The following is a 25,124-nucleotide window of genomic DNA, read 5'->3' as shown; positions in this document are numbered from 1 at the left end:
CGGGGGACTGAACGGAACACCCTGGTGACGCCCGAAGAAACGATCCGGTAGCCAGGCGACCTGGCTGGAGCGATTCGGGTTGCCGTTGCGGCCGAAGCAGCAGCAGCGATGGGCGGCAGGGTGGGGAGATGGAAGAGAAGCGAGCGGAGCCGCAGATGCGGCGTCGCGTCTTACTTCTTCTTGCCGGCCACGGTTTTACGGGCACCGCGGCGGGTGCGGGCGTTGGTGCGGGTGCGCTGGCCGCGCACCGGCAGACCGGCGCGATGGCGGCGGCCCCGCAGGCAGCCGATGTCCTGCAGACGCTTGAGGGCCATGCCCTCCTGGCGGCGCAGGTCACCCTCAAGGGTGTAACCCTCGGCGGCGCCCCGAAGCTTCTGAACATCGGCGTCGCTGAGGTCCTTGACACGGGTGTCAGGGTCAACGCCGGTCTTGGCGAGGATCTGCTGGGCCCGCGTCAGCCCGACCCCATAGACGTAGGTGAGAGCAATCTCGACCCTCTTGTCGCGAGGGATATCGACACCGGCAATCCGAGCCACAGATGAAACGTTCGAATGGGCAAAGGACCCGATGGGGTGCAGTGAGCACGGCCATGGTCGGGTCGGGGAGGAAAGGATGGATCAGCGCAGGGGCGGATCCGCAGAGCTCGTGAATGAGGGAGGAGCCGGATGGCTCAACCCTGGCGCTGCTTGTGCTTGGGATTGGTGCAGATCACCATCACCCGGCCGTGGCGGCGGATCACCCGGCACTTCTCGCACATTTTCTTGACTGAGGCACGCACCTTCATGGGCGGTGGGCTCTCCGAATTTGCAAACGAGCACCCTACCACAAGGGTCAACCCACCAAGGCTTCGATCCGCTCTGCGATCTCCTCCACCGTTCCCGAGGCTTCCACGGATTCCAGCAGTCCCAGGTTGCGGTAATGGTCGATCAGCGGGGCCGTCTGGGCCTGATACACCTCGAGGCGATGGCGGATCACCGTCTCGTTGTCGTCCACGCGGCCACGGGAGAGCAGCCGCTGCAGCAGCAGGTCGTCATCGAGCTCCATCAGCACCACCAGTTCGATCTGCTGCTGCAGTTCCTCGAGCAGCTCACCGAGCGCCGCTGCCTGCGCCGTGTTGCGGGGAAAGCCATCCAGCAGCCACCCGGCCGTGTGCTCCTGAAGACGGTTGCGCACGATCGCCAGCACCAGGGCATCGCTCACCAGCTCGCCCCGGGCCATCACTGCCTCCGCTTCGCGGCCGAGTTCACTGCCCGCCGCCACTTCGCTGCGCAGCAGGTCGCCGGTGGAGAGATGCAGCAGCTCGCGGCGTGCTGCCAGCTGCTGCGCCTGGGTGCCTTTGCCCACACCCGGAGGACCGAGGAAGAGGAGACGTTGCTTCATGGCGGATCGTCAGATGGCGAACCCCGTCGCTGGAGCGGCGGGCGGAACGGAACACACAAGGGGGGCAGGTCGGCCTGGCCTGCTGCAGCTACTGCCGCACCAGACCTTCGTAGCGCTGGGAGATCACGTAGGTCTGCACCTGTTTGGCGGTGTCGATCGCCACACCCACCAGGATCAGCAGTGAGGTGGCACCCAGCCCCTGGAAGGTCCGCACCTGGGTGGCGCCTTCCACGGCGGAGGGAATGATCGCCACGGCCCCCAGAAAGAGGCCGCCCAGCAGGGTGAGTCGATTCTGGACACCACTGAGATACAGCGCCGTGGCAGACCCGGGGCGTACGCCGGGAATCGCCACGCCGCTGCGCTTGAGGTTGCTGGCGATGTCGACGGGATTGACCGTGAGAGAGGCGTAGAAGAAGGAAAAGCCGCAGATCAGGGCGAAAAACAGCAGGGCATACAGCCAGGGGGTGCTGCTGTTGGGGTTGAGATAGCCGGCGATGCGGATCAGCCAGGCATTGCGGGTCACGTTGGCGATCGTGAGCGGCAGGAAGACCACGGCCGAGGCGAAGATGATCGGCATCACGCCACCGGCATTGAGTTTGAGCGGCAGATAGCTCTGGCGGGCGGCCAGCAGATTGGCTCCTCCCACCTGGCGTTTGGCGCTCACGATCGGGATGCGGCGGCTGCCCTCCTGCACGAAGATGATGCCCACGATCGTGACGAGAAACACCAGCACCAGCACCACGATGCCGCCCACGGTGGAACGGTCGCCGCTCTGAGCCAGTTCGATCGTCGATCCGAGCGCCCGGGGCAGGGTGGCGACGATGTTCACGAAGATCACCAGGGAGGCCCCCTGGCCGATGCCGCGCTCGGTGATCACCTCGCTGATCCACATCACCACCATCGAGCCCGTCACCAGCGCCAGGGAGGTCTGGATCACGAACACCGGCTCGCTGATCCCAGGCAGGGCGTATTGCCGCAGGATCAGGGCAAAGACCGTGCTCTGGAGAATGCCCCAGCCCAGCGCCACGTAACGGGTGATCTGGGCGATCTTGCGGCGCCCGGCCTCACCTTCGTTCTTCTGAAGATCCTCCAGCTGCGGCAGGGCTGCGGTCAGCAACTGCAGGATGATCGAAGCGTTGATGAAGGGCAGGATCCCGAGGGCAAAGACCCCGAGGGTGGAAAGACCGCCGCCGGTGAAGATGTCCAGAAAGCCGATCAGCTGTCCGCCCCGCTGCAGGAACTCCTGGAAAGCGACCCGGTCGATGCCCGGTACGGGGATGTAGATCCCGAGACGCACGAGCAACAGCAGGCCCAGGGTGATCAGCACCCGGTCCCGCAGACCTTTGGCCTGCACCAACTGGCTGAGGATTTCTCCGGCACTGGGGTTGCGGCCCCGGCTGACGAGCATGGCGAGGAAGGGGAAAGGGGGGGGGAAGGTCCAGGGTGTCAGGGAAACCCTGGCGTTGGCCGGACAAAGCAAAAGCCGTCTGTCGGGCCGTAAGGCACTGACAGACGGCTCTGACCCTAAGGGTTGCGGATGCGGCTGGTCAGTCGACCAGCTCGCAGCTGCCGCCGGCGGCTTCGATCTTCTGGCGGGCACTGGCGGTGAAGCCGGCGGCCTGGACGGTGAGCTTCACGGTGAGCTCGCCGTTGCCCAGGATCTTGAGGGGATGCTTGGGGCTGGTCACGATGCCCGCTTCCGTAAGGGAGTCGAGCGTCACGACGCTGCCGGCGGCGAGATCGGCGAGGCGGGACACATTCACCACGGTGAAGAACTTGGGGTTCACCAGCGGGAAGTGCTTCAGCTTCGGCACCCGGCGGTACAGGGGCATCTGACCGCCCTCGAAGCCAGGGCGGGTGGGACGACCCGAGCGTGACTTCTGACCACGCATGCCGAAGCCGCAGCTGGCGCCCTGGCCGGCGGCGATGCCGCGGCCCTTGCGGAGCTTGCGACGGCGGGAGCCGGCCTGGGGCTTGAGAGATTGGAGATTGAGCGACATGGATGGCCTCAGGAGTAGATCTGCTCGAGGGAGATGCCACGCTCCTTGGCGGTCTCCTTGTGGGTGCGCAGCTCTTGCAGGGCCACCATGGCGGCACGGGCGTTGTTGAGCGGCGTCTTGGAGCCCAGGCGCTTGGCCAGCACATTCTTGATGCCGGCGAGTTCCAGCACCGTGCGGATCGAGCCGCCTGCGATCACCCCGGTACCGGGAGCGGCGGGGCGGATCAGCACGCTGGCAGCGCCGTCGCGGCCGTTGCTGAGGGTGGGGATCGAGCTGTGGCGGGTGAGGGGCACCTTGACCAGGTGCTTCTTGCCATCGGCAACGCCCTTGCGCACGGCACCGATCACGTCGCCGGCCTTGCCGACACCCACGCCCACCTGGCCGCGCTCGTTGCCGACCACGACGATGGCCCGGAAGCTCATCTTCTTGCCGCCCTTGACGGTCTTGGAGACCCGGCGGATCTGAACGACGCGCTCCTGCCACTCGGAGTCGCGCTCCTGGCCACGACGGTTGTCGCGACCCCGGCCCCCTTTGCGGTCGCCCCGGTTGTCACTGCGGCCGCCGCGGCGCTGTTCCTGCTGCTGGCCTTCGGCCGCAGCGGGAACATCAGCTGCGCCCGGGATGGCGTTGGATTGAACTTGATCGTTGGTTTCGGTCATGGTGAGAGCAGGGATCAGAACTGAAGGCCCGCTTCCCGGGCGGCGTCAGCCAGGGCCTTGACCCGGCCGTGGTACAGGTTGCCGCCGCGATCGAAGACCACCTGCTGGATGCCCTTGGCGAGGGCACGCTTGGCGACCAGCTGACCGACGACGACGGAAGCTTCGCAGGTGCCGGCGGCCGTGATGCTGGTACGAAGGTCTTTATCGAGGGTTGAAGCCGCACAGAGGGTGTTCTGGGCGGAGTCGTCGATGACCTGGGCGTAGATGTGATTGTTGGAGCGGAACACGGCCAGGCGCGGACGCTCGGCGGTGCCAGTGAGATTGCGACGCAGACGGCGATGGCGCTTCTGGGTCTGCTGTTTGCGGGAGACGGTGGACATGGAAGTACGGGGTAACGACGCTCAGGCAGACCTCATTTCTTGCCGGTCTTACCGGCTTTGCGCAGGATGCGCTCGCCCTCGTATTTGATGCCCTTGCCCTTGTAGGGCTCCGGCGGACGAATGGCGCGCACCTTGGCGGCTTCGTTGCCCACCACTTCCTTGTCAGCACCGGAGACCAGCACCGTGGTGTTGTTCTCCACGGTGAAGCTGATGCCGTCGGGGGGCACCATCTCGACCTGGTGGCTGTAGCCGGCGCTCACCACCAGCTTCTTGCCCTGAAGGGCGGCGCGGTAGCCCACGCCGACGATCTCGAGCTTGCGGGTGAAGCCCTGGCTGACCCCTTCCACCATGTTGGCGACGAGGGTGCGGCTGAGGCCATGGCGCTCACGGGAGCGGCGGCTCTCGTTGACGGGACTCACCAGAAGAGTGTTGCCGTCCTGGGCGATGCTGACGCCCTCCGGCAGGGTGCGGCTCAGTTCTCCCTTGGGACCCTTCACGGTCACGGTGAGCCCCTCAAGGCTCACGGCGACTTTGTCGGGAACGGGGATGGGCGCTTTACCAATACGTGACATGAATCGAACTCCCGGATCAGTAGACGTAGCAGAGCACTTCGCCGCCGACGCCCTGCTTGCGGGCGTCACGGTCGCTCATCACACCCTTGGAGGTGGAGATGATCGCCACACCCAGGCCGCCCAGCACCTTGGGAAGCTGGCGGGTGTTCTTGTAGATGCGCAGGCCGGGCTTGCTCACCCGCTGCACGGAGCGGATCGTGGGCTGGCGGTGCTTACCGCTGTACTTGAGTTCGAGCACGAGATGGCTCTCAACGCCTTCACCCGCTTCGGAGATCTCGGCGATGAAACCTTCCTGCTGCAGCACCTTGGCGATGCTGCGCGCCATGCGGGAGGCGGGAATCTTGGTGCTTTGGTGACGCTTCTCACTCGCATTGCGAATGCGGGTGAGCATGTCGGAAATCGGGTCGTGATTGGCCATGGTCGTGTCCGGAAGAGGGCTCAGTTGCTACGGAACGGCATCCCCATCTCGCGGAGGAGGGCCCGGCCCTCTTCGTCGTTACGGGCGGTAGTCACGATCGTGACGTCCATGCCCCGGATGGCGTCGATCTTGTCGTAGGAAATTTCGGGGAAGATGATCTGTTCCCGGATCCCCAGGGTGTAATTCCCCCGGCCGTCGAAACTCTTGGGGCTGACGCCGCGGAAGTCGCGAATCCGGGGAAGGGCCAGGTTCAACAGACGCTCAAGGAAGGCGTACATGCGCTCACCCCGGAGGGTGACGGCCACGCCGATCGGCATGCCCTGACGGATCTTGAAGCCGGCGATGGCCTTCTTGGCGCGAGTCACCACCACCTTCTGACCGGTGATCGTGGCCAGCTCGGCGATCGAGGCCTCCAGGGCCTTGGCGTTCTGGGCGGCTTCACCGAGGCCCCGGTTGACGGTGACTTTCACCACCTTGGGAACTTCGTGAATGTTGGACAGGTTCAGATCCTTGAGCAGCTTGGGCTGGATCGTCTCCCGGTAGCGCTGTTTGAGTGACATGACGGGGGGAGGGGAATGCACTTCTGGTCGGGGTCAGAAGGCGGAAGGGATCGGGAAGATGGAGTGGAGTGTGAAGCGTTAGCTGTAAAGGCTTCCAGCCAGAGGTGTGGCCTTGGCTGCAGGCGGCGCAGGTCAGTCGAGAACTTCGCCGGTCTTCTTGAGGCGGCGCTTTTTGGTGCCGTCGGGCTCCACCACGATTTCAACGCGGCTAGCCACCTTTTTGTCGGTGGAATAGAGCATCACGTTGGAGGCATGCAGCGAAGCTTCCTCGGTGATGATGCGGCCGGTTTCGCCCTCCTGGGTGGGCTTGACGTGGCGGGTGCGCAGGTTGATGCCTTGCACGATGACGCGGTTCTCGATCGGCAGGGTGCGCAGCACCTCGCCGGTCTTGCCCTTGTCCTTGCCGGAGATCACCTGCACGGTGTCGCCCTTCTTGATGCGCATCTTGATGCGCGTCTGGGGCTTGACTTTGGGGGTGGCAGTGGCCATCTCAGATCACCTCCGGAGCGAGGGACACGATCTTGGTGAAGTTCCGCTCCCGCAGTTCGCGGGCCACGGGGCCAAACACGCGGGTTCCCTTGGGATTGTTGTCAGTCCCCAGGATCACGGCGGCGTTGTCGTCGAAGCGGATGGCGTTGCCGGTTTCGCGGCGCAGGGTGGCGCGGGTGCGAACCACCACGGCCTTGACGACATCCGACTTCTTGACGCCCATGTTGGGCATGGCGTCCTTGACGGCGGCAACGATCACATCACCCACGTGGGCGTAGCGACGGTTGGTGCCCAGCACACGGATGCACTGGATGCGCTTGGCGCCGCTGTTATCAGCGACGTTGAGGAAAGTTTCCTGTTGAATCATCGGGATGTCCTGCTCAGTTGCTGCCGGGGGCCGGGGCGGCACCGGTGGTGGACAGGACCTCGGCCACCATCCAGCGCTTGGTGCGGCTGAGAGGGCGGGTTTCGGTGATGCGGACCCGATCGCCGACGCGGCAGGCGTTGCCTTCGTCGTGAGCTTTGTAGCGGGTGGTGCGGCTGACCGTCTTTTGATAGATGGGATGGGGGAAGCGGTTTTCCACCGCGACCACCACCGTTTTATCCATCTTGTCGCTGACGACGGTGCCGACCCGTTCCTTGAGTGCCATGGGAATGGGGGAGGAAATCAGGAGGCGCTGGAGCGCTGACGCTCGCTCTGCACCGTGAGCAGGTGAGCCAACTTGATGCGGGCTTCCTTGAAGCGATGCGGATGTTCCAAGCGGCGGGTGGCCTGCTGGAAACGCAGATCAAACAGGGAACGCCGGGTGGCGTCGATCTGTTCGGTGATCTCGCCCTCGGTGAGCTTGCGCACCTCGGCGATGTCGGGAAGGGCCATGATCAGGACTCCACTGCGATGGCGGCCTGGTCTTGGTCTGCAGGTTCCTGATCGGCCAGGCTCAGAAACTTGGTTTTGACGGGCAGTTTGTACTGCGCCAGCCGCATGGCCTCCCGGGCAATGGTTTCGGTGATCTCAGGACCACCCATCTCAAAGAGGATGCGGCCGGGTTTGATCACCGCCACCCAGAATTCCGGGTTGCCTTTACCGGAACCCATCCGGGTTTCAGCGGGGCGCATGGTGACCGGTTTGTCGGGGAAGATCCGGATCCAGATCTTGCCGCCCCGCTTGACGTAGCGGGTCATCGCTCGGCGGCTGGCTTCGATCTGGCGGGAGGTGATCCAGCCACATTCCTGGGCCTGCAGGGCGAATTGCCCGAAAGCGATGGTGTTGCCGCGGGTGGCGGTGCCGCGCATGCGGCCCCGCTGCTGTTTGCGGAATTTGACGCGTCGTGGACTCAGCATGGTTCAGGCCTCCTGATCACTCTTGGTTCGAACGGTCTTCGAACTGTTGGGGCCGACGGCTGGCCCGGCGCTTCGGGGCTGCCCCCACGGGGAGCTTCTCCTGCTGGCCCGGAAGCACTTCGCCCTTGAACACCCACACCTTGATGCCAAGCACGCCGTAGGTGGTGGTGGCCACCTTTGTGGCGTAGTCGATGTCGGCACGCAGGGTGTGCAGGGGCACACGACCTTCACGGGTCCATTCCGTCCGGGCGATCTCGGCGCCGTTGAGGCGTCCGCTCACCTGGATCTTCAGGCCCAGCACGCCGGCGCGCTGGGCGCGCTGGACAGCCATGCGCATCACGCGGCGGAACGCGACACGCTTCTCCAGCTGCTGGGCGATGTATTCAGCCAGCAGAAAGGCGTCGGCATCGACCCGCTCGACTTCGACCACGTTGATGCGGACCTGACGGCTCGTATCTCCGAGGGTCTTCTGGATGCCGCTGCGCAGATCCTCGATACCGCTTCCCTGGCGGCCAACCAGCACGCCGGGGCGTGCGGTCTTGAGTTCCACTTCGAGCTGGTCGGCCTTGCGCGAGATCAGCACATCGCTGATGCCGGCAGAGCCGTATTTCTTGTGGATGAACTTGCGGATGCGGTCGTCCTCCTGCAGGAGGGTGGGATAGGTACGACTGGGGGCGTACCAGCGGGACCGGTGCTCCTGGGTGATCCCCAGGCGCAGTCCGGTTGGATGGATCTTGTGTCCCATCGTTCGGTGTCCTCGGGGGTCAGGTGGTGGGAGCAGCCACAGCAATGCTGATGTGGCAGGTCTGTTTCTTGATCGCGTAGGCGCGACCCTGGGCGCGGGGCCGGAAGCGCTTCATGGAGGGACCCATGTCGGCGCTGGCCTGGCAGACCACCAGGGTGGCCGGATCGAGACCGAGATTGTGCTCGGCATTCGCCACCGCGGAGCGCAGCACCTTGGTGATCGGGCCGGTGGAGCGGTAAGGCATGAACTCGAGCATGATCAGCGCCTCGCGGTAGGTGCGGCCGCGGATCTGATCGAGCACCCGACGGACCTTGGAGACGGAACCGCGGATGTAGCGGCCGTGAGCCAGGGCTGGGCTGTTGGGGGTGATGTTGGCCATGGCGTCAGCGACCTCCTTTCTTGTCCTTGATGTGGCCCCGGAAGGTGCGGGTGGGGGCGAATTCCCCCAGCTTGTGACCGACCATCTGCTCGGTCACGTAGACCGGCACATGGCTCTTGCCGTTGTGAACGGCAATGGTGTGGCCGATCATCATCGGCAGGATGGTGGAAGCGCGTGACCAGGTCTTGATCACGGACTTGTCGTCGGCGGCGTTCTGCTTTTCGACCTTCCGCAGAAGGCTGTCGGCAATGAACGGACCTTTCTTGAGTGAACGTCCCATAGCGGTTTAAGCGGAGAGCAAAGCGGTGGGTTACATCAGGAATCGCGTCCGCCACGGCTCCGCTTGGAGGTGCGGCGACGTTTCCGGAGCACAAACCGATTGCTGGGTTTGTTCCGCTTACGGGTTTTGAGGCCCAGGGCCGGTTTGCCCCAGGGGGTGACAGGGCCGGAGCGGCCGATCGGGGCACGGCCCTCACCACCACCATGGGGGTGGTCGCAGGGGTTCATGACCGAGCCACGCACCTCAGGACGACGACCGAGCCAGCGCTTGCGGCCGGCCTTGCCGAGGCTGGTGTTGCGCATCTCGGAGTTGCCGACCTCGCCGAGGGTGGCGTAGCACTCACGCCGCACCAGGCGCACTTCAGTGGACGGCAGCTTCAGGGCGACATAGTCGCCTTCCTTGGCCACCACCTGGGCGCTGGCACCGGCGGTGCGCACCATCTGGCCGCCACGACCGGCGTACAACTCGACGTTGTGGACGTTGGAGCCCAGCGGGATCGACGACAGGGGCAGGGCGTTGCCGGTCTCGATCGGGGACTCGGGTCCGGAGACCACCTGCTGACCGATCTGGATGCCGGCCGGCGCCAGGATGTAGCGCTTCTCACCATCGGTGTAGAAGAGCAGCGCCAGACGGGCGTTGCGGTGGGGGTCGTAGTGGATCGCCGCCACTTTCGCCACCACGCCGTGCTTGTCGCGACGGAAGTCGACGAGGCGATAGAGACGTTTGTGACCGCCGCCGCGGTGGCGGCAGGTGATCACACCGCGGTTGTTGCGGCCCTTGCGGCGGTGCTTGGCCACCACCAGACCCCGTTCACGGCCGCGACCGGTGACTTCAGCGAAGTCGGTCGCGACGCGGGTACGGGTGCCGGGAGAGGTGGGACGGTAATTACGGATTGCCATGGTGTTTCAGACCCCTCAGGACTCAGGGAACAGCTGGATGGCATTGCCTTCGGCCAGGCGCACCACCGCTTTCTTCACCTGGGCGCGCTTGCCGGCGAATCGGCCCACCCGCCGGGTGCGGCGTGGTGGATTCATCGTGCTCACACCCACCACCTTGACGTCGAACAGGGATTCGACCGCCGCCTTGATGTCGGGCTTGGCGGCCCGGTGATCCACCTCAAAGGTGTACTGATTCAGCTCGAGGGCCCGGGTGGCCTTCTCGGTGATCAGCGGCCGGCGGATCACATCCGCGAGCCGGCCTGCAAATCGTTCAGCCATCGCCGTAGACCTCCTGAATCTTCTCGAGTGCTTCCTCGCCAACCACCAATTTCTTGGCATTGAGCAGATCGAACACGTTGAGCTGATCAGCGGCGATCAGCTTCACTTTTTCGAGGTTGCGCACCGACAGGCGCACCGCCTCGTTGGCTCCATCCAGCACCAGCAGCACCTTCTGGCCAGCCTCGATGCCGAGACGGCCCAGGGCGGCGGTGACCTCACGGGTCTTGGGGGCCTCAAGCTCGGCACCGAAGCCCTTCACCACGATGAGGTCATCGAGACGGCTCATCAGGGCGGTACGCAGGGCCAGGCGACGTTCCTTGCGGTTCATCGCCAGGTTGTAGCTGCGCGGCTTGGGGCCGAAAATCACACCACCGCCGGGGCGGAGGGGTGTACGGATCGAACCCTGACGGGCGCGGCCAGTGCCCTTCTGCTTGTAGGGCTTGCGGCCACCACCGGCCACTTCGGCCCGGGTCAGGGTGCTGGCCGTGCCCTGCCGGGCATGGGCCAGTTGCCGCACGACGGCGCGATGCACCAGATCGGCGGCAGACGTTTCCTTGGCGACTTTGAGCTCAAGTGAAGCCTTGCCGGCTTCCTTGCCCTGCCAATCGCGAACAACACATTCAGCCATGGTTCTCCTCCTCAGGTCGCGGCCTTGGCGCCCACCCGTTTGGCCGGGCGGATGTTGAGCAGGGCGCCGGGCTTGCCGGGCACCGAACCCTTGACCACCAGCAGGTTGCGCTCGGCATCCACCTTGAGGATGGTGAGGCCACGGGTGGTGATCTGTTTGCCGCCGTAGCGGCCTGCCATGCGCTTGCCGGGGTAGACACGGCCCGGCGTGGTGCCGGCACCGGTGGAGCCGGGTTCGCGGTGGTTCTTGGAACCGTGGGTCATGGGGCCGCGGCTGAAGCCGTGGCGCTTCTGATAGCCGGAGAAGCCACGACCCATGGTGTCGCCACTCACATCGACCTTCTGGCCCGCCTCGAAATCGGAGACGGTGATGGGGTTGCCCAACTCAAGTCCGTCGAGGTTGTCGACGCGGTATTCGCGCAGGTGGCGAACGGGTTGGTCACCGGATTTGATCTGGTGGCCCTTGGCGGGCTTGTTGACGAGCTTCTCGCGAATCTCGCCGAAACCGACCTGCACGGCGGTGTAACCGTCGGTGCCGTCGCTTTTGAGTTGGGTGATGCGGCAGGGACCAGCCTCGATCACGGTGACCGGGATGGATCTGCCCTCTTCGTCGAAGAACTGGGACATGCCCAGTTTCTTCCCAAGAATGCCGATGGACATAGGAAGGGGAACGACGCCAGCAGGACCACCGCAGCCCCCGTGCCGCAAGGCACCGGTGAAGCGGTGAAGCTGAATTCGGGATGTCGCAGAAACGGCCGGAGGCCGGGGCTAGCGAAGCGAATCAGCGGGCTGGGACTTGCGGCGGGAGTGGTCCGGCTCTGAACAGAGCCGCTCCTGTCAGCAGTTTCCCGGCGGATCGCACAGCGAGAATCGCTGCTGGAGCCGCACTGGCCGGGAAGCTCACCTCCACGGGCGAGCTTTGTGCAGAGCTCTGGAGGCCCGGCTAGCGGACGGGCACAGATCTGCAGCACAAGAAATCAATGTAGCATTTGGTTGAGATGACCCTGTTGAGCTCTGCCTGGATCTGGCGCAGCGGCCTCCCGGATCCTCTGCCGCTTGCCTCCAGGGCTGTCAGACTGGTGTCTGCCACCGTTCCTCCCGCTCCGATGCCCCTGCTGCTCACCGGCCGCGGTTTCCGACAGGACCTGGAGAACGCCGGCGCCCTGGCCTTGTTCGTGCCCCTGGAAGGTGGTTCCGAAACCCGCTTGCTGCGGCGTCTGCGGGCGGCCGGCTACCGGGCTCAGCTCACCACGGCCCGCGGCCTCGGAGATCCCGAGGCCTACCTCTTCCAACTGCATGGTGTGCGCCCGCCCCATCTCGGTCACCAGAGCGTTGGCCGCGGCGCGGCGGTTGGCGAGGTGCAGCGGGTGATGCCCCAGCTGGGAAGCCTGCTGGAAGGCGAGGCACCCATCCTGCTCTGGTTGCTGGAGGGGGCCGTGCTCTCCAAGGCCGAACTGGCCTCCCTGGTGGCGCTCAGCCGGCGCGAGCCGCGCTTCAAGGTCGTGGTGGAGATGGGCGGTGCCAGGTCGTTGCGCTGGCAGCCCCTGGCCGAGCTGGCGGATGGCTGAGCTCCAGCCATCTTCCCTGCGGGGCTGAGGGTGCGGCTGGACCCCCTGGCCCTTCCTGATCGTGCCCTGGCCGGCGGGTACTGGGTCAAGTGGATCGGCGGTGCCAGCAATCAGGATCTTGGCGCCCTTGAGGATCTGGCCGGCATCTACACCCTCGCCGGGGTGCATTGCCTGGATCTGGCGGCGGATGCCGCCGTGGTGTCGGCCGCACGGCGTGGGATCGCCTGGGCCCGTGAGCGCGGTGCCGCGCAGCCCTGGCTGATGGTGAGCCTCAGTGATGGGAACGATCCCCATTTCCGCAAGGCCTGGTTCGATCCGGTGCGCTGTCCTGCGGACTGCCCGCGGCCCTGCGAACGCGTCTGTCCCGCCCTTGCCATCGGGTCCTCCGGCGGCGTCATCGCCTGCCGCTGTTACGGCTGCGGCCGCTGCCTGCCGGCCTGTCCGCTTGGGTTGATCGAGGAGAGGGCGCAAACGGTGGAGGGTGCCCTGGTGCCCGCCTTGCTCGCCCAGCTGCAACCCGATGCCGTGGAGATTCACACCCAGGCCGGCCGCGGCGAGGCGTTTCGGCAGCGTCTGGCCGAGGTGCAGCGCAGTGGTGTGCCCCTGCGGCGCCTGGCGGTGAGCTGTGGCCTGGAGCGGGGTGCAGGCGTGCTCAGCGGGGCAGGGGGCGCGGGGGACTGTCCACCTCCTGCGCCGCCTGGGGCCGAGCCATTGGCGGCTGAGCTCTGGCAGCGCCATGCGGCACTGCGGTCCTGTGGTTTTCGGCCTCTCTGGCAGCTGGATGGCCGTCCGATGAGCGGGGATGTGGGCGCTGGCACCGCCCATGTCGCCGTGCGCCTGCTCGAAGACCTGACCCCCCTCGCTCCTCCCGGGCCGTTGCAGCTGGCCGGCGGCACGAATGGCGGCACCCTGCCGCGACTGGAGGCCCTGGGTCGGCGCCTGGGCCGCCGCCGCGCTGGCGCCGCCGGTGTGGCCTTCGGCAGTGTGGCCCGCCGTCTGCTGCAACCGCTGCTGCAGGAGGCGGCCAGCCGGCAGCGACCGCTGCTGGGGGAGGGCGATCTCTGGCCACAGGCCCTGACACTTGCCGACGCGCTGGTGCGTCCCTGGTTGTTGCCAGCCCTCTGATCCGCAGATCCGCCGGCGGACGCCGGACCGGAACCGCTGGCTAGAACGGGCATCGAGGTCTGCCGTCCGTCCCTACCAGCCGGCCTCCCTGCCCAAGTGGCCGATCCGACCCTGCTCCGGCGCACCACCGACGATCTTGACCGGTTGCTGGAGGTGCTGCCGCCGGTGGTCCAGGAATCCCTGCTGGCGATCGAGGGCCATGAGCAGCTCCTGGAAGTGGTGCTCGATCTGGGTCGGGTGCCTGAGGCCCGCTATCCCGGCCGGGCGCTGGACCTGGGCAGCCGGGCGATCAGCCGCGGCGATCTGGCGGCCGTGCTGGACAAGCTCGGCCCCTTCGGTGGCGACAACCGGGCCGGCATCGAGCGCACCCTGCACCGCATCAGCGCTATCCGCAACCGCAGTGGCGATGTGGTGGGGCTCACCTGCCGGGTGGGCCGCGCCGTCTTCGGCACCGTGGCGATGGTGCGGGATCTGCTCGATTCTGGAGAGTCGTTGCTGTTGATGGGCCGGCCCGGCGTGGGCAAGACCACCGCCCTGCGGGAGATTGCCCGGGTGCTGGCCGATGAGCTGGCCAAGCGGGTGGTGGTGATCGACACCAGTAACGAGATCGCCGGTGACGGCGACATCCCCCATCCCGCCATCGGTCGGGCGCGGCGCATGCAGGTGGCCCGGCCGGAACTGCAGCACCAGGTGATGATCGAGGCGGTGGAAAACCACATGCCGGAGGTCATCGTGATCGATGAGATCGGCACCGAACTCGAGGCCCAGGCCGCCCGCACCATCGCCGAGCGGGGTGTGATGCTCGTGGCCACCGCCCACGGCAACGCCCTGGCCAACCTGATCAAGAACCCCACCCTTTCCGACCTGGTGGGGGGAATCCAGTCGGTGACGCTCGGCGACGAGGAGGCCCGCCGCCGCCGCAGCCAGAAGACGGTGCTGGAGCGGGCGGCGGAGCCCACCTTCCCCCTGGCGGTGGAGATGCACAGCCGCAGCCGCTGGCTGATCCACCGGGATGTGGCCGGCACGGTGGATCTGATGCTGCGGGGCCAGAGCGCCCGCCCCCAGATCCGTGAGCTGGGCAGTGATGGACAGGTGCACTGGCAGGAGTCAGCCCCCGCGCCAGCCCGGGGACCCGTGGCGCCCCATCGTCCGAAGGCAGCGGCTCTTGCTCCGGTGCCGCTGCCCGATCCCCGCCAACCGGTTCTGCATCGTCGCTCTGCGGCCGTCTCGCCGAACCCCGACGAGTTTGCTGACCCGGAATCGGAGCTCGACCCGCAGTCGGTGGCGCGGGTACAGGCGCCGTTGCGGCTGCTGCCGATCGGCATCAGCCGCCACCTGCTGGAGCAATTGCAGCGCAGCCGCCGCTGGACGCTGCAGCTGGTGGAGGGCCCCGAGCAGGCCGATGTGGTGCTGAGCGTGCGTCAGCAGCTCGGCCGCGATCCGGAGGGACGCCGTGAGGCCCAGCGACTGGGGCTGCCGATCCTGGTGATCAAGTCCGACACCCTCGCCCAGGTGCAGCGTGGTGTCGAGCGCCTGCTGGAGCGCCACCGGCGCGGCCCGCTTCACGCGCCGGTCGGTGAGGTGCAAGGGCCACGATCGAGGCTGGGGCACGGCAGCGCCGCTCACGACGATGCCCTGGCGGCCCTGGAGGAATGCCGCCTGGCGGTGGAGCAGGTGGTGCTTCCCCATGGCCGCCCCGTGGAGCTGTTGCCCCGCAGCGAGACGGTGCGGCAGATGCAGGTCGAGCTGGTGGGTCGCTATCGCCTGCGCAGCGCTGTGTTCGGCCGCGGCCTGGAGCAGCGGTTGCGGGTGTTCCCGGCTTGATCGGAGTGCGGCCTGGCCGGGTGCTGCTGCCGGGAGATTGACGAAGGACCGGGCGCTGTGGGTAACTATCTGAGCACCGGCTCAAGGCCGGAGCCGACCGACGATTGCCGCTCCGGAGCCCCTGCTCCCGAACTGCCTCGCTCGAGCGCTTTGGGCCGTCGCCAAGTGGTAAGGCAGCGGGTTTTGGTCCCGCCATTCCTAGGTTCGAATCCTAGCGGCCCAGTTTTTTCAGCCTGTTGTGGCGATTTCGCCTTCCCCGACCCCGTTACTCGTCTTCGATTTCGACGGCGTGCTGGTGGATGGCATGGCCGAGTACTGGTGGTCATCCCGCCGGGCCGCCCTGCGGCTGGATCCTTCTCTCTGTCTTCCTGAGCAGGCCCCTGCCGGCTTTCTGCAGCTGCGGCCTCTGATCCACAAGGGCTGGGAGATGGTGCTGGTGGCCGCCGAGCTCGGCCGTCCGGACCTGGATCTGGCAGCCTTGCTTCAGGACTATGCCGCGTCTCTGCCGCCGACCCTTGAGCGGCGGGGCTGGAGGGCGCCGCAACTGCAGCAGGCGCTCGAACAGGTCCGCAGCGAGGCGATTGCCAACGATCGGCAGGCCTGGCTGGCTCTGCATCGTTTTTACCCCGGGGTGCCGGAGCGGTTGCGCCGGCTGGCATTGGAGGGGGCTGACTGGGCCGTGCTCACCACCAAGGGCGGGGCCTTCGCCGCCGAGCTGCTGGCCGCTGCCGCTCTCGAACCCTGCGCCGTCTACGGCCATGAACAGGGCAGCAAGCCGGATGTGCTGCTGCGCCTGAGGGCTGAGGTGGCCTCGATCGGATTTCTGGAGGATCGGCGTCCAACCCTGGAACAGGTGCGAGCCACGCCCGGTCTTGAGGCGGTGGTCTGCCTGTTGGTGAGCTGGGGCTATCTCGGCCCCGACGACGCCTGCGCACTGCCCCAGGGCATCGACCTGCTGACCCCGGAGTCCTTCGCCGCACCGCTGGCGCGCTGGCCCGGATTCGCTACAGTACGCCCGTACTAGGTTGGAGGCTGGGCTTGGGCGTGTTGGCGCAGTGGTTGGAGTTGTGCAGTGGGTGCAGCGATCGCGGTGTCGCTGACGCATCGGCCGTGATACACCGGCCGTTTCAGGTGGCACTGATGGTCTGGAGCCGACTCTGTCGTTCTAGCTCTGCCACTGCCCTTGGCTCTGGCACTGCCCCTGGCGTTGCTTCTGCCACTGCCGTGGCGTCTGCCGCTGTCATCGTCTCTGGATCCGCGACTGTCTGTCTGGGTCACTGTGTGTACCCGCCACGCTCTCTGATGCTCGCCTTGCCCTGGCGCTGACCCTGCTCCTGGCGTTGCCGCCTTCTCTGTCGCACGTTGTGCGGCGCCCCGTCTCCGTTCCGATCGCACCGGCCTGTTCTCGCCGCTTTTTCCATGACCCCTGACTCCAAGGCCGTGTCCGCCGCCTCCCGCAGCCTCGAGGCCCGCTCCGCCAGCGAGCGTGACAAGGCGCTGGGCCTGGTGCTGAACCAGATCGAGCGCAACTTCGGCAAGGGCTCGATCATGCGACTGGGCGACGCCTCCCGCATGCGGGTGGAAACCGTCTCCACCGGCGCCCTGACCCTGGATCTGGCTCTGGGGGGCGGCTATCCCAAGGGCCGGGTGGTGGAGGTCTATGGCCCTGAAAGTTCCGGCAAGACCACCCTCACGCTCCATGCCATCGCCGAGGTGCAACGCCGCGGTGGCGTTGCGGCCTTCGTTGATGCCGAGCACGCGCTCGACCCGGTCTACGCCGCGGCCCTCGGAGTGGATATCGAGAACCTGCTGGTCTCCCAGCCGGATACCGGTGAGATGGCCCTGGAGATCGTCGACCAGCTGGTGCGCTCAGCCGCCGTCGACATCGTCGTGATCGATTCGGTGGCGGCGTTGACGCCCCGGGCCGAAATTGAGGGAGAGATGGGCGATCTGGCGGTGGGCAGCCAGGCCCGCCTGATGAGTCAGGCGATGCGCAAGATCACCGGCAACATCGGCAAGTCCGGCTGCACGGTGATCTTCCTCAACCAGCTGCGGCAAAAGATCGGTGTCACCTATGGCAATCCCGAAACCACCACCGGTGGGAATGCGCTGAAGTTCTACGCCTCGGTGCGGCTCGACATCCGCCGGATCCAGACGCTCAAGCGCGGCACCGAGGAATACGGCATTCGCGCCAAGGTGAAGGTGGCCAAGAACAAGGTGGCTCCACCCTTCCGCATCGCCGAGTTCGACATCCTGTTCGGCCGGGGCATCAGCACCCTCGGTTGCCTGCTGGATCTGGCCGAGGAAATCGGGGTGGTGACGCGTAAGGGATCCTGGTACAGCTACGAGGGCGACAACATCGGCCAGGGCCGTGATAACACCATCATCTGGCTGGAGCAGAACCCCGAGCAGAAGGAGCGGATCGAGGCGATCACCCGCCAGAAACTCACGGAAGGATCGGAGGTGACGGCCAACTCGTTGCGGCCCCTGGCGGCGGCAGCCAAGCTGAGCGCTGACCTGTCCGATGATCCGGCCCGCGCCCTGGTCGAGGATCTTGGCGCTGCACCGCTTGAGTTGAATGCTCCTGCGGCGGCCGGGTCCCCTGCAGGTGCCACGGCTGGAACCCGATCTTCCTCGCGCAGCACAGCTCCTGCGGCCACCGACGGCTGACGCGCCGGGGCGCCAGGGGCCACCTGGCCAGCCTTACCTTCAGCCGTTGCGATTCAGGCGGCCGTTTCGATCGGCTCGCTGGCGGCCCGCGAGCCGCGATGACGAGGACCGCCGGACTTCAGAATGGAGTGAATCGGAGTGGGCTCAGGCTGCTGCAGGATCTGGGTGACACGCTGCAGCTCCTGAATGGCTTCGGCACCTTCCAGCTTCACCAGTTCGTGCCCGTCGCGGGATTCGACCCAGGTGATGCCGAAGTCAGACACGAGAAAACGCACTGTGTGGTTGTCGCCCAGGTCGGCCACGAACGAGGCTCCATGACCATCCCTGCCATCGCCACACACGTAGCAGGTGGCGACACAACCCCGGTCCTGGAGGCTGCGGGCTAGCGCCTGCAGGCTCATCACCAGGTCGCGGACGAGGGTCCGGTATTGCTCAGCCAGACGCGGGAACATGACGGGCCAGCGGGTCGGTGGCGCAATCCTAATGTTTTCTTCAGTTTTTCGCGGGCGCCGTCGGTTTTGATCAGCGTCCGCTGGCAATCGCTGCTGTCGCTCAGGTGGCTCCTGCCTGCTGGGCTCCGCCTCTGCCGCGCAGGAGTCAGCCGTCCGACAGGGTCCACCAGCCTGCGGCGGGGCCGATGAAGCGCACCGTGACCCAGAACAGCACCAGCGCGCCGATACCGAACCAGGCCCCACGGGTGGTGATCGCCACGAAGCGGTTGGCCTGGTCCTTGCTCAAGGGCAGCCACGGCGCGACACGTTCCGGGCTCGTGCCGCTGCCTGCGGATGGCTTGGGCCCCCGCGGTGGCAGGCCCTGGGTGGAACGACGCTTGGCTTCCCCCATCCGCGCAGCAGTGGCAACTGCTGGCAACGCTAGTTGGGCAGCAGGCGGCTCAGGCTCGCCCAGGGTTCCAGGGCCCGCAGCACCGTGGCGCCCCAGCTGCGGCTGCGCAAGCGTCCGTCCAGCACGGCCAGGCGTCCGCCACCGCGGCGCAGGCCTGCCACGGACCGTTGCAGCCGGTTCACGGCCTCGGGCAGCAGCAGCTCCCGGAACCAGTCGAGGCCCTGCTGACGCAGGGCGGCGACCCGGGCGGCGGTGAGGGGATCCTCCAGGCTGGCGATCGGCAAGGTGGCCGCCAGGATCTGACCCGGTAGCGGCAGCCGCTCCTGCTGCTCCAGCCACCAGCTCCAGCGGGCGCAGAGAATCCCATTCGCATCGGGAGTGGTGGATTCGTGTTCCACCCGACGGCCGAATTCCGCCGCCATCGCACTGGCCAGGCTGAGCCGCAGGCCTTCGTCGTCGCAGAGGATCACGCTCAGCCGAGCCTGCCCCAGCACCAGCCGGCGACTCTGCTCCAGCAGGTGCTGGGCGAAGACGGGGCTATTGGGCAGCGGTTGGCGCAGGGGTGCGAACAGCGGCAGCGGATCGGCCAGGGGAGGATCCCCCAGGTCGACCACCACCTCGGGCGTCAGGCCGAGGACGGCCTCGGGGGCTGCGCCATGCGCCTGGGTGCTCCGGCGGACAGCAATCGGGCTGGCCAGCTGGCCCAGCAGCACGGCTCCACGGCCCCTGAGCAGGCCCGCCAGGGCATGCAGGGGCTCCAGGGGCTGGCGGTGCAGGGTCCACTGCAACAGCCGCATGTCCACCTCGGCCCAGCTGCTCCAGCCATCTCCCCCCTGCTCCAGCCACTGGTCCCAGGGGGGCGGCAGGGGGCCGAGCAGGGCGAGCAGCTGGCGCAGCGGTGCTTCCTCTTCCGCAGCGATGGCCACCAGGCCGCTGGGCTGACGCGGCGGTTCCAGAACCCGGCGGCTCAACCGGTCGTGCAGGGCCATCAGGCTGGTTTCGGCCGCCGGCTGGCTGCGCAGCAACCGGTTCCAGTCATCGGCAGTGATCCGCACCGCCAGCGAACGACGCAGCTTCGGCTCGAGGGTTTCGGCTTCCGGGATCACCAGCTGGTGCTCCCCCAGCTGGCCATTCCGCCAGGCCTCCATCAGCTCGGCGTGGTCCAGCAGCCAGATCCGATGGGGTGGGCAAGGGCCAGACCCTTCCCAGAGGGGGAGGGCAAGGTTCACGGCCCGCAGCCTCGGCAACTCCATCTGCAGGAGGCGCTGGCGTAGATCCTGGCTCAGCACCAGAGCCAGGGGGGCGTCGCTGAGGGCCAGCGGCACCAGCAGGCTGATCCACCAGTCGGGGCCGGTGCCGGGGGTGAGCCGGATCAAGGTGTGATCGCTTCGCCGCAGGCTGCGGGCCACGAGCCGGCTGAGGCTGAGGTGATGCGGCCACTCGGCTGCTCCCTCCTGGCGCAGCAGGGCTTTCAGCTGTTGATGGGCCAGGGCTTCCAGCATGGGCGAATCGTAGGAAGCTGGTCCGACCCGGCTGCAGCGACGATGACCAACCCCGCCGAGCCCCGGCCTGCCTGGCGCCATGGCCCGGTGGGTGTGGTGGGTCTCGGGTTGATCGGCGGATCGCTCGGCCTCGACCTGCAGACGGCCGGAGCCGAGGTGCGGGCCCTGGTGCGCCGTGAGGCCACCGCCACCAGGGCCCGAGACCGGGGGTTGGCTTCGGTGGTGAGCACCGATCCCTCGGTCTTGGCAGGCTGCGATCTGGTGGTGCTGGCGCTGCCCCTGGATCAGCTGCTGGCGCCGCCGCCAGACCTGCTGCAGGCTCTGCCCCCCGAGGCGGTGCTGACCGATGTGGGCTCGGTCAAGGGGCCGTTGCTGCCGGTGTGGTCGGCGGCGTTGCGGCGGCTGGGCGGGGAGCGGCAGGCCCGCCGCTTCGTGCCCAGCCATCCCATGGCCGGCACCGCCGAGGCCGGCGTGGAGGCCGGTGTGTGCGACCTGTTCGTTGCCCGTCCCTGGGTGGTCACCCCTGCTGACGACACCGACCCCGAGGCGCTCGCCCTGGTGGCTGACCTGGCTGCGACCCTCGGAGCCCGCTGGGTGTGCTGCGAGGCCAGGGCCCACGACGCTGCGGTGGCCCTGATCTCCCATCTGCCGGTGCTGGTGAGTGCGGCACTCCTCCAGACCGCTGATCGGAGCAGTGCTGGCGAGGGCCAGCCAGCATTGAGCCCGTCATCCCAGAGCCAGTCTTCGTTCATGAGTTCGCTGCCGAGCCTGGTGCGGACCCTGGCTTCCAGCGGCTTCGCCGACACCACCCGGGTGGGGGGCGGCAACCCCGAGCTGGGCACCCTGATGGCCCGTGGCAACCGGGAGGCGGTGCTGCAGGCTCTGGCCGGTTACCGCCACAGCCTTGATCAGCTCGAGCAGCTGGTGCGCCAGGAAGACTGGGCGGAGCTGCAGCAGCTGCTGACCGACTGCCGCGACTTGCGCCCCCAGTTCGTCTGACCCGTTCGGTTCAGATCCGCAGGGGCTCGCCGCGCTCCGCCAGCAGCTGGCGGCAGAGCATCAGCGAGGAGAGGCTCACGCCGGCGGTGCCCTCGCCGGGATGGATGGAATCGCCGCCGAGCCAGAACCCCGGCAGTGGTGTGCGGCTGGCCAGCCCGAAGGGCCCGAAGCGGCTGGGGTGCTGGCCCAGCCCCCCCACATAGCCCCAGGGCCGTCCGGTCCAGCCGGCGAAGCCGCGGGGTGTGGCCAGCTCCCGGTGCAGCCAGTCGGCCGATCCGATCCCGAGCAGCTGCTCCAGGCCGGCCGCCATGGCGGTGCCGGCCTGGGCTTTGCGCGCCTGGTACTCGGTCTCGTCCAGGCCGAACCAGGGGCGGGCCGGCGTGAACACGCTGGCGATCACGGTGGCCTGCCCCTGGGGCGCCCGTCCATCGCCCTCCTGGCTCACCGACACGAACAGTGGGCCCGGAGATGGCCAGTCGAGCTGGAGGTGGCTGGGGGTGTGGGGCGGCAGCACCGAGCGCGGCACGGCCCCATAGAGCACCAGGGCGCCGGAGGGGTCGTGCAGGTGCTGCAGGCGCTGCCGGTAGCCCGCTGGCAGCGCCTCGCCCAGCAGATCGCTCAGGCACTGGGGGGGCAGGGTGCAGACCACCGCCTCACAGGCCAGGGCAAAGGGGGTGTTGCCGCCTTTCTCTCCCCGCACGATCCAGCCGCCATCGCGGCGCTCCAGCTGACGCGCCCGGTGCCGCAGTCGCAGGCGGCCGCCCCAGCGGGCCAGGCTGTCCTCCAGCGCCCGGCTGAGCTCCTGCATCGAACCCTCGAGGTGCCAGAGCCCCTGTGGCTCCTGCGCCACGGCCAGGGCGGTGGCGCCGTAGAGGGCGGCGGTGCGATCGGCTGGTTCCTGGGAGTAGAGCTTCAGTTGCAGGTCGAGGTAGCGCCGCAGGCGCTGGTCGTGGCCGCAGCCGCAGAGGGTCAGCAGATCGGCCACCGTGGTGCCCGTGGCCAGGGCACTGATCAGGGTGGCTGGCCGCAGGGCGCCGCAGAGCTGGCCCAGATCCCAGAGCGATCGCGGTGGCAGCACCGGATCCCGCAGCGCGAAGGCCCAGTTGGTGCGATGCAGCCAGGCGCAGAGTTGCCAGAACCGTTCGCTGCCGGGGAACTGGCTCTGCCGTTCCGCTTGCCAGCGCAGCGGATCGCGCCAGATCTGCACCGGCGGCTGGCTGTCGTGGAGATCCACCACGCAGGCCGGATCCAGCGGTGTGGCCGCCGGCGGGGTCTGGTGCAGATGGGCGAACAGCCGCGCGTGAATGCCACCTGCCTCCAGGCCGGCCACCTGGGTGGCGCCCACATCAAACACGTAGGGGCCGCGCCGGAAGGTGCCGGCGCAGCCGCCGCTCTGGTGGTGGGCCTCGAGCAGATCCACCTTGAGGCCGGCACGGGCCAGCAGGGCCGCCGCCGTGAGGCCGGCGATTCCGGCCCCCAGCACCGCCACTGGGCCGTGGGCCTCGGTGCCCTCAGATCCCGTGCCCTGCGACTGCGTGCCGTGCGCCTCCGTCATCCCGGCATGCTGGCAGCGTTCCCTTGGCCGGTGCGAGCCATGCTCCCGTCCCAGCTGGGTCTCTGGGCCCGGGATCACTGCGGTGAGGCGCCGGCCTCGGTGGAGCCGGTCGGCGGAGGCTGCACGGGCCGCGCCTGGCGCCTGCGGTTTTCCGCACACCACAGCCTGTTCGCCAAGAGCCTGAAGCCAGCCGATCTGCCGCTGCTGCAGGCCGAGGCCGATGGGTTAGGCGCCCTGGCTGCCGCGGCACCCCCTGAGCTGGCGGTGCCCCAGCCTCTGTTTGTGGGGTTGGCGGCAGAAGCTGCCCTGCTGGTGACCGACTGGCTGCCCTTTTGTCCGTCGGGCGGCAGCCAGGCGACCGCCAACAGCTCAGCCAGTCAGCGTGGCGATGCTGCAGCACGGCGCCAGCTGGGTTGGCAGCAGCTGGGCCGTTCCCTGGCTCTGTTGCACCGGCGCAGCCTGGATGGCGTCGATGCCCGCTACGGCTGGCCGCAGGACAACTGGATCGGGGCCGCCCCCCAGGTCAACGGCTGGTGCGACAGCTGGGTGGAGTTCTTCCGAGACCGTCGCCTGCTTCCCCAGCTGGAGTGGGTCGCACGCGGCGGCGCGCCGCTGCGCCAGGCGACCACCCTGCTGGAGCGTCTGCCCCAGTGGCTGGAGGGGCACCAGCCTGAGCCCGTGCTGGTGCACGGCGACCTGTGGGGCGGCAATGCCGCCCTGCTCGACGACGGTCGGGGCGCGATCTTCGATCCTGCCGTGTATCGCGGCGATCGGGAAGTGGATCTGGCGATGGCCCACCTCTTCGGTGGTTTCCCACCGGCCTTCTTTGCCGGCTACGAGGCCGGGTGGCCCCTCTCCCCGGGGCACCGGGTGCGGGTGGAGCTCTACAACCTCTACCACCTGCTCAACCACGCCAATCTTTTCGGGGGCTCCTACCGGCAACAGGCCCAGGCGAGCCTGGATGGCCTGCTGCGGCTGGGCTGAATCCTGATGTCAGGCCGCCCCACGAACCACCCAGCCCATGATGGCCGCTCAGCCCAGATATTCCTTGCGAAGGCCCTGGATCTGGGCGATAACGGCGTTGCGCTTCTCGCTGGTGGTGAGGTTCTGCCAGCTCCACTGGCCCACCACGACAAGGCCAAGGAGCTCCAGAAGCCCGGGAACCACCGGCAGCAGATTGATGGTGTCCAGCACCCCCTTGATCAGGATCTGCGCCACGATCACGGCCAGGAACACACCGGTGCCCTTGGCGATCCGACCCATCAAGGACCAGTCCACCTGGTCGAGAGTGGTGTTCACCTTGGTCAGGATGTCGCCGTAGCGCTCGGCGAAATTCACGGTGGCGTCGCCCACACCGGAGCCGAACGGGCTGCTCGAGGTGCTGGTCTCGCCTGCGTCGCTGCCGGCTTCCTTCAGGTCGGGCTCATTCAAGGTGGTGGTATCGCTCATGAATGGAGCCGCACAATTTGAAACGATCGAGGGCCAAGGTATCGGTGTGAGCTCCATTTGGCCAGCGCGGATCGGCTTCCGTCGGCGGGGGCTGACCTGCCTGGATGCCCTGCTGGCCGCCGCCAGCCCTGCCGAAGGCTGTGCCCTGCTGCTGGGCTGCCGCCGGGAGGCCCATTGGCAGGTGGAGCGGATCTGGCCCTGTCTGAATGGGTGGCAGCCGATGGGGGAGCGGGGCCGCCGCTTCGCGATCGATCCGCGGGAGCAGCTGCTGGCCCAGAAGTGGGGACGGGCCCGTGCCCTGACGGTCCTGGGGGCGGCCCACAGCCATCCCGCCAGTGCGCCCCTGCCCTCGGCCACCGACCGGCGCCTCGCCTTTCCCCCTGCCCTGCTGGTGATCGCGGGCCCGCCTGGCGGCGATGGCGACCCTCGCGGCAGCACCCGTGCAGACCTGCCCCGCACGGGCTGGGCCCTGCGCTGCTGGTGGCTGACCGAGGAGGACACCCAGCCGTTGCCGCTGGCGTGGACAATGGTGGATTGACCGG

35 protein-coding genes and 1 tRNA gene are annotated in these 25,124 nt (G+C 67.5%); 9 read left to right on the top strand and 27 right to left on the bottom strand.

From position 1 onward, the window contains the following. Window positions 1–170: 170 nt before the first annotated feature. The 22 genes from rpsM to rplC all read right to left on the bottom strand — a co-directional run bounded on the left by rpsM (window position 171) and on the right by rplC (window position 11,707). On the bottom strand, window positions 171–536 hold the full coding sequence (gene rpsM, locus H8F26_RS01770) for a 30S ribosomal protein S13 (protein WP_197157063.1): 366 nt from the start codon (window positions 534–536) through the stop codon (window positions 171–173). Between the two features lie 134 nt (window positions 537–670). Continuing rightward, window positions 671–784 carry a 50S ribosomal protein L36 gene (gene rpmJ / locus H8F26_RS01765; protein WP_007100636.1) on the bottom strand — a complete coding sequence of 38 codons (114 nt, stop codon included), beginning with the start codon at window positions 782–784 and terminating at the stop codon, window positions 671–673. 47 nt (window positions 785–831) lie between these two features. After that, window positions 832–1,380, bottom strand: coding sequence for an adenylate kinase (locus H8F26_RS01760; protein WP_197157061.1), 549 nt, complete (start codon window positions 1,378–1,380; stop codon window positions 832–834). 88 nt (window positions 1,381–1,468) lie between these two features. Continuing rightward, entirely contained in the window at window positions 1,469–2,788 is a 1,320-nt protein-coding gene (secY, locus tag H8F26_RS01755) for a preprotein translocase subunit SecY (protein WP_197157059.1), read from the bottom strand. Between the two features lie 139 nt (window positions 2,789–2,927). Further along, window positions 2,928–3,380, bottom strand: a complete 453-nt coding sequence (rplO, locus tag H8F26_RS01750; protein WP_197157058.1) for a 50S ribosomal protein L15 — start codon at window positions 3,378–3,380, stop codon at window positions 2,928–2,930. A gap of 8 nt (window positions 3,381–3,388) precedes the next feature. Continuing rightward, window positions 3,389–4,039 carry a 30S ribosomal protein S5 gene (rpsE, locus tag H8F26_RS01745; RefSeq protein WP_197157056.1) on the bottom strand — a complete coding sequence of 217 codons (651 nt, stop codon included), beginning with the start codon at window positions 4,037–4,039 and terminating at the stop codon, window positions 3,389–3,391. A 14-nt stretch (window positions 4,040–4,053) separates the two neighbouring features. Next, window positions 4,054–4,419, bottom strand: a complete 366-nt coding sequence (gene rplR / locus H8F26_RS01740) for a 50S ribosomal protein L18 (RefSeq protein ID WP_197157054.1) — start codon at window positions 4,417–4,419, stop codon at window positions 4,054–4,056. A gap of 32 nt (window positions 4,420–4,451) precedes the next feature. Further along, a complete protein-coding gene (gene rplF, locus H8F26_RS01735) occupies window positions 4,452–4,991 on the bottom strand; it encodes a 50S ribosomal protein L6 (RefSeq protein ID WP_197157052.1) in 540 nt (179 codons plus the stop codon). A gap of 16 nt (window positions 4,992–5,007) precedes the next feature. Next, window positions 5,008–5,409 carry a 30S ribosomal protein S8 gene (gene rpsH, locus H8F26_RS01730; protein ID WP_197157050.1) on the bottom strand — a complete coding sequence of 134 codons (402 nt, stop codon included), beginning with the start codon at window positions 5,407–5,409 and terminating at the stop codon, window positions 5,008–5,010. A 20-nt stretch (window positions 5,410–5,429) separates the two neighbouring features. Beyond that, complete coding sequence (rplE, locus tag H8F26_RS01725) at window positions 5,430–5,969, bottom strand: 50S ribosomal protein L5 (RefSeq protein ID WP_197158908.1); 540 nt, start codon at window positions 5,967–5,969, stop codon at window positions 5,430–5,432. 132 nt (window positions 5,970–6,101) lie between these two features. Then, on the bottom strand, window positions 6,102–6,458 hold the full coding sequence (gene rplX, locus H8F26_RS01720) for a 50S ribosomal protein L24 (protein ID WP_197157049.1): 357 nt from the start codon (window positions 6,456–6,458) through the stop codon (window positions 6,102–6,104). Between the two features lies 1 nt (window position 6,459). Beyond that, complete coding sequence (gene rplN, locus H8F26_RS01715; protein WP_197158907.1) at window positions 6,460–6,825, bottom strand: 50S ribosomal protein L14; 366 nt, start codon at window positions 6,823–6,825, stop codon at window positions 6,460–6,462. Window positions 6,826–6,838: 13 nt separating this feature from the next. Beyond that, window positions 6,839–7,108, bottom strand: coding sequence for a 30S ribosomal protein S17 (gene rpsQ / locus H8F26_RS01710; protein ID WP_197157047.1), 270 nt, complete (start codon window positions 7,106–7,108; stop codon window positions 6,839–6,841). A gap of 17 nt (window positions 7,109–7,125) precedes the next feature. Next, the gene (gene rpmC / locus H8F26_RS01705) at window positions 7,126–7,335 is read right to left on the bottom strand and encodes a 50S ribosomal protein L29 (protein WP_197157045.1); all 210 of its coding nucleotides are present in this window, start codon (window positions 7,333–7,335) and stop codon (window positions 7,126–7,128) included. A 2-nt stretch (window positions 7,336–7,337) separates the two neighbouring features. Beyond that, window positions 7,338–7,799 carry a 50S ribosomal protein L16 gene (rplP, locus tag H8F26_RS01700; protein WP_197157043.1) on the bottom strand — a complete coding sequence of 154 codons (462 nt, stop codon included), beginning with the start codon at window positions 7,797–7,799 and terminating at the stop codon, window positions 7,338–7,340. A 16-nt stretch (window positions 7,800–7,815) separates the two neighbouring features. Beyond that, a complete protein-coding gene (gene rpsC, locus H8F26_RS01695) occupies window positions 7,816–8,544 on the bottom strand; it encodes a 30S ribosomal protein S3 (RefSeq protein WP_197157041.1) in 729 nt (242 codons plus the stop codon). A 19-nt stretch (window positions 8,545–8,563) separates the two neighbouring features. After that, a complete protein-coding gene (gene rplV, locus H8F26_RS01690; protein ID WP_197157039.1) occupies window positions 8,564–8,923 on the bottom strand; it encodes a 50S ribosomal protein L22 in 360 nt (119 codons plus the stop codon). A 4-nt stretch (window positions 8,924–8,927) separates the two neighbouring features. Continuing rightward, on the bottom strand, window positions 8,928–9,203 hold the full coding sequence (gene rpsS, locus H8F26_RS01685) for a 30S ribosomal protein S19 (protein WP_197157037.1): 276 nt from the start codon (window positions 9,201–9,203) through the stop codon (window positions 8,928–8,930). Between the two features lie 35 nt (window positions 9,204–9,238). After that, window positions 9,239–10,102 carry a 50S ribosomal protein L2 gene (gene rplB, locus H8F26_RS01680; RefSeq protein ID WP_197157035.1) on the bottom strand — a complete coding sequence of 288 codons (864 nt, stop codon included), beginning with the start codon at window positions 10,100–10,102 and terminating at the stop codon, window positions 9,239–9,241. A gap of 15 nt (window positions 10,103–10,117) precedes the next feature. Further along, window positions 10,118–10,420: a 50S ribosomal protein L23 gene (locus H8F26_RS01675; RefSeq protein WP_048018109.1), complete on the bottom strand. Its 303-nt coding sequence runs from the start codon at window positions 10,418–10,420 to the stop codon at window positions 10,118–10,120. Further along, window positions 10,413–11,048, bottom strand: a complete 636-nt coding sequence (rplD, locus tag H8F26_RS01670) for a 50S ribosomal protein L4 (RefSeq protein WP_197157032.1) — start codon at window positions 11,046–11,048, stop codon at window positions 10,413–10,415. The genes H8F26_RS01675 and rplD overlap by 8 nt, the downstream gene beginning before the upstream one ends. Window positions 11,049–11,059: 11 nt before the next feature. After that, a complete protein-coding gene (gene rplC, locus H8F26_RS01665; protein ID WP_197157030.1) occupies window positions 11,060–11,707 on the bottom strand; it encodes a 50S ribosomal protein L3 in 648 nt (215 codons plus the stop codon). Between the two features lie 446 nt (window positions 11,708–12,153). On the opposite strand from rplC, the gene H8F26_RS01660 reads away from it, so the two are divergent. The 6 genes from H8F26_RS01660 (at window position 12,154) to recA (ending at window position 18,234) form a co-directional block, all read left to right on the top strand. Next, entirely contained in the window at window positions 12,154–12,615 is a 462-nt protein-coding gene (locus H8F26_RS01660) for an NAD(P)H-quinone oxidoreductase subunit N (RefSeq protein WP_197158906.1), read from the top strand. Window positions 12,616–12,651: 36 nt separating this feature from the next. After that, entirely contained in the window at window positions 12,652–13,740 is a 1,089-nt protein-coding gene (locus H8F26_RS01655; protein ID WP_370594723.1) for an LdpA C-terminal domain-containing domain, read from the top strand. Between the two features lie 96 nt (window positions 13,741–13,836). Then, window positions 13,837–15,564: an AAA family ATPase gene (locus H8F26_RS01650; RefSeq protein WP_231605402.1), complete on the top strand. Its 1,728-nt coding sequence runs from the start codon at window positions 13,837–13,839 to the stop codon at window positions 15,562–15,564. Between the two features lie 151 nt (window positions 15,565–15,715). Further along, a tRNA-Gln gene (locus H8F26_RS01645) sits at window positions 15,716–15,787 on the top strand. Window positions 15,788–15,868: 81 nt separating this feature from the next. Continuing rightward, the gene (locus H8F26_RS01640; RefSeq protein WP_197158903.1) at window positions 15,869–16,588 is read left to right on the top strand and encodes an HAD family hydrolase; all 720 of its coding nucleotides are present in this window, start codon (window positions 15,869–15,871) and stop codon (window positions 16,586–16,588) included. Between the two features lie 395 nt (window positions 16,589–16,983). Next, window positions 16,984–18,234, top strand: coding sequence for a recombinase RecA (gene recA / locus H8F26_RS01635; RefSeq protein WP_231605400.1), 1,251 nt, complete (start codon window positions 16,984–16,986; stop codon window positions 18,232–18,234). A gap of 53 nt (window positions 18,235–18,287) precedes the next feature. On the opposite strand, the gene H8F26_RS01630 is transcribed toward recA, so the two are convergent. From H8F26_RS01630 to H8F26_RS01620, 3 genes are all read right to left on the bottom strand, one after another. Continuing rightward, entirely contained in the window at window positions 18,288–18,686 is a 399-nt protein-coding gene (locus H8F26_RS01630; RefSeq protein ID WP_197157028.1) for a DUF1815 family protein, read from the bottom strand. A gap of 145 nt (window positions 18,687–18,831) precedes the next feature. After that, window positions 18,832–19,077 (bottom strand): DUF2839 domain-containing protein, encoded by a 246-nt coding sequence (locus tag H8F26_RS01625; protein WP_197157026.1) that lies wholly within the window; start codon window positions 19,075–19,077, stop codon window positions 18,832–18,834. Between the two features lie 29 nt (window positions 19,078–19,106). Further along, window positions 19,107–20,579 carry a helicase gene (locus H8F26_RS01620; RefSeq protein ID WP_197157024.1) on the bottom strand — a complete coding sequence of 491 codons (1,473 nt, stop codon included), beginning with the start codon at window positions 20,577–20,579 and terminating at the stop codon, window positions 19,107–19,109. Window positions 20,580–20,621: 42 nt separating this feature from the next. Between H8F26_RS01620 and H8F26_RS01615 the strand changes: the two genes are divergently transcribed. Continuing rightward, window positions 20,622–21,578 carry a prephenate/arogenate dehydrogenase gene (locus H8F26_RS01615; RefSeq protein WP_197157022.1) on the top strand — a complete coding sequence of 319 codons (957 nt, stop codon included), beginning with the start codon at window positions 20,622–20,624 and terminating at the stop codon, window positions 21,576–21,578. A 10-nt stretch (window positions 21,579–21,588) separates the two neighbouring features. Here H8F26_RS01615 and crtD read toward each other — a convergent pair whose 3' ends face one another. Beyond that, entirely contained in the window at window positions 21,589–23,133 is a 1,545-nt protein-coding gene (crtD, locus tag H8F26_RS01610) for a C-3',4' desaturase CrtD (RefSeq protein ID WP_197157020.1), read from the bottom strand. Window positions 23,134–23,172: 39 nt separating this feature from the next. Between crtD and H8F26_RS01605 the strand changes: the two genes are divergently transcribed. Further along, entirely contained in the window at window positions 23,173–24,117 is a 945-nt protein-coding gene (locus tag H8F26_RS01605) for a fructosamine kinase family protein (RefSeq protein WP_197157018.1), read from the top strand. A 48-nt stretch (window positions 24,118–24,165) separates the two neighbouring features. Here the strand turns inward: H8F26_RS01605 and H8F26_RS01600 are convergent, their stop codons facing one another. Continuing rightward, the gene (locus H8F26_RS01600) at window positions 24,166–24,582 is read right to left on the bottom strand and encodes a CAAD domain-containing protein (RefSeq protein WP_197157016.1); all 417 of its coding nucleotides are present in this window, start codon (window positions 24,580–24,582) and stop codon (window positions 24,166–24,168) included. A 46-nt stretch (window positions 24,583–24,628) separates the two neighbouring features. On the opposite strand from H8F26_RS01600, the gene H8F26_RS01595 reads away from it, so the two are divergent. Next, window positions 24,629–25,120 (top strand): M67 family metallopeptidase, encoded by a 492-nt coding sequence (locus H8F26_RS01595; RefSeq protein ID WP_231605399.1) that lies wholly within the window; start codon window positions 24,629–24,631, stop codon window positions 25,118–25,120. The last annotated feature ends 4 nt before the right edge of the window (window positions 25,121–25,124 follow it).

The organism is Synechococcus sp. CBW1006, from assembly GCF_015840525.1.
GTDB lineage: Bacteria > Cyanobacteriota > Cyanobacteriia > PCC-6307 > Cyanobiaceae > CBW1002.
This window is presented reverse-complemented; position numbering and strand designations above follow the sequence as displayed.

What these genes read in the sequence shown, in the direction of transcription:
- H8F26_RS01760 (WP_197157061.1), bottom strand. Translation starts at nt 1,380, where the DNA reads ATGAAGCAACGTCTCCTCTTCCTCGGTCCTCCGGGTGTGGGCAAAGGC.
- rplV (WP_197157039.1), bottom strand. Translation starts at nt 8,923, where the DNA reads ATGGCCAACATCACCCCCAACAGCCCAGCCCTGGCTCACGGCCGCTAC.
- rpsQ (WP_197157047.1), bottom strand. Translation starts at nt 7,108, where the DNA reads ATGGCACTCAAGGAACGGGTCGGCACCGTCGTCAGCGACAAGATGGAT.
- rplP (WP_197157043.1), bottom strand. Translation starts at nt 7,799, where the DNA reads ATGCTGAGTCCACGACGCGTCAAATTCCGCAAACAGCAGCGGGGCCGC.
- rplO (WP_197157058.1), bottom strand. Translation starts at nt 3,380, where the DNA reads ATGTCGCTCAATCTCCAATCTCTCAAGCCCCAGGCCGGCTCCCGCCGT.
- rplE (WP_197158908.1), bottom strand. Translation starts at nt 5,969, where the DNA reads ATGTCACTCAAACAGCGCTACCGGGAGACGATCCAGCCCAAGCTGCTC.
- rpmC (WP_197157045.1), bottom strand. Translation starts at nt 7,335, where the DNA reads ATGGCCCTTCCCGACATCGCCGAGGTGCGCAAGCTCACCGAGGGCGAG.
- rpmJ (WP_007100636.1), bottom strand. Translation starts at nt 784, where the DNA reads ATGAAGGTGCGTGCCTCAGTCAAGAAAATGTGCGAGAAGTGCCGGGTG.
- secY (WP_197157059.1), bottom strand. Translation starts at nt 2,788, where the DNA reads ATGCTCGTCAGCCGGGGCCGCAACCCCAGTGCCGGAGAAATCCTCAGC.
- H8F26_RS01600 (WP_197157016.1), bottom strand. Translation starts at nt 24,582, where the DNA reads ATGAGCGATACCACCACCTTGAATGAGCCCGACCTGAAGGAAGCCGGC.
- H8F26_RS01625 (WP_197157026.1), bottom strand. Translation starts at nt 19,077, where the DNA reads ATGGGGGAAGCCAAGCGTCGTTCCACCCAGGGCCTGCCACCGCGGGGG.
- H8F26_RS01615 (WP_197157022.1), top strand. Translation starts at nt 20,622, where the DNA reads ATGACCAACCCCGCCGAGCCCCGGCCTGCCTGGCGCCATGGCCCGGTG.
- rplR (WP_197157054.1), bottom strand. Translation starts at nt 4,419, where the DNA reads ATGTCCACCGTCTCCCGCAAACAGCAGACCCAGAAGCGCCATCGCCGT.
- recA (WP_231605400.1), top strand. Translation starts at nt 16,984, where the DNA reads ATGACCCCTGACTCCAAGGCCGTGTCCGCCGCCTCCCGCAGCCTCGAG.
- H8F26_RS01640 (WP_197158903.1), top strand. Translation starts at nt 15,869, where the DNA reads ATGGCCGAGTACTGGTGGTCATCCCGCCGGGCCGCCCTGCGGCTGGAT.
- rplF (WP_197157052.1), bottom strand. Translation starts at nt 4,991, where the DNA reads ATGTCACGTATTGGTAAAGCGCCCATCCCCGTTCCCGACAAAGTCGCC.
- H8F26_RS01630 (WP_197157028.1), bottom strand. Translation starts at nt 18,686, where the DNA reads ATGTTCCCGCGTCTGGCTGAGCAATACCGGACCCTCGTCCGCGACCTG.
- rpsH (WP_197157050.1), bottom strand. Translation starts at nt 5,409, where the DNA reads ATGGCCAATCACGACCCGATTTCCGACATGCTCACCCGCATTCGCAAT.
- rpsC (WP_197157041.1), bottom strand. Translation starts at nt 8,544, where the DNA reads ATGGGACACAAGATCCATCCAACCGGACTGCGCCTGGGGATCACCCAG.
- rplN (WP_197158907.1), bottom strand. Translation starts at nt 6,825, where the DNA reads ATGATTCAACAGGAAACTTTCCTCAACGTCGCTGATAACAGCGGCGCC.
- rplC (WP_197157030.1), bottom strand. Translation starts at nt 11,707, where the DNA reads ATGTCCATCGGCATTCTTGGGAAGAAACTGGGCATGTCCCAGTTCTTC.
- rplD (WP_197157032.1), bottom strand. Translation starts at nt 11,048, where the DNA reads ATGGCTGAATGTGTTGTTCGCGATTGGCAGGGCAAGGAAGCCGGCAAG.
- H8F26_RS01605 (WP_197157018.1), top strand. Translation starts at nt 23,173, where the DNA reads ATGCTCCCGTCCCAGCTGGGTCTCTGGGCCCGGGATCACTGCGGTGAG.
- H8F26_RS01620 (WP_197157024.1), bottom strand. Translation starts at nt 20,579, where the DNA reads ATGCTGGAAGCCCTGGCCCATCAACAGCTGAAAGCCCTGCTGCGCCAG.
- rplB (WP_197157035.1), bottom strand. Translation starts at nt 10,102, where the DNA reads ATGGCAATCCGTAATTACCGTCCCACCTCTCCCGGCACCCGTACCCGC.
- rpsE (WP_197157056.1), bottom strand. Translation starts at nt 4,039, where the DNA reads ATGACCGAAACCAACGATCAAGTTCAATCCAACGCCATCCCGGGCGCA.
- rpsS (WP_197157037.1), bottom strand. Translation starts at nt 9,203, where the DNA reads ATGGGACGTTCACTCAAGAAAGGTCCGTTCATTGCCGACAGCCTTCTG.
- H8F26_RS01660 (WP_197158906.1), top strand. Translation starts at nt 12,154, where the DNA reads ATGCCCCTGCTGCTCACCGGCCGCGGTTTCCGACAGGACCTGGAGAAC.
- H8F26_RS01675 (WP_048018109.1), bottom strand. Translation starts at nt 10,420, where the DNA reads ATGGCTGAACGATTTGCAGGCCGGCTCGCGGATGTGATCCGCCGGCCG.
- rplX (WP_197157049.1), bottom strand. Translation starts at nt 6,458, where the DNA reads ATGGCCACTGCCACCCCCAAAGTCAAGCCCCAGACGCGCATCAAGATG.
- crtD (WP_197157020.1), bottom strand. Translation starts at nt 23,133, where the DNA reads ATGACGGAGGCGCACGGCACGCAGTCGCAGGGCACGGGATCTGAGGGC.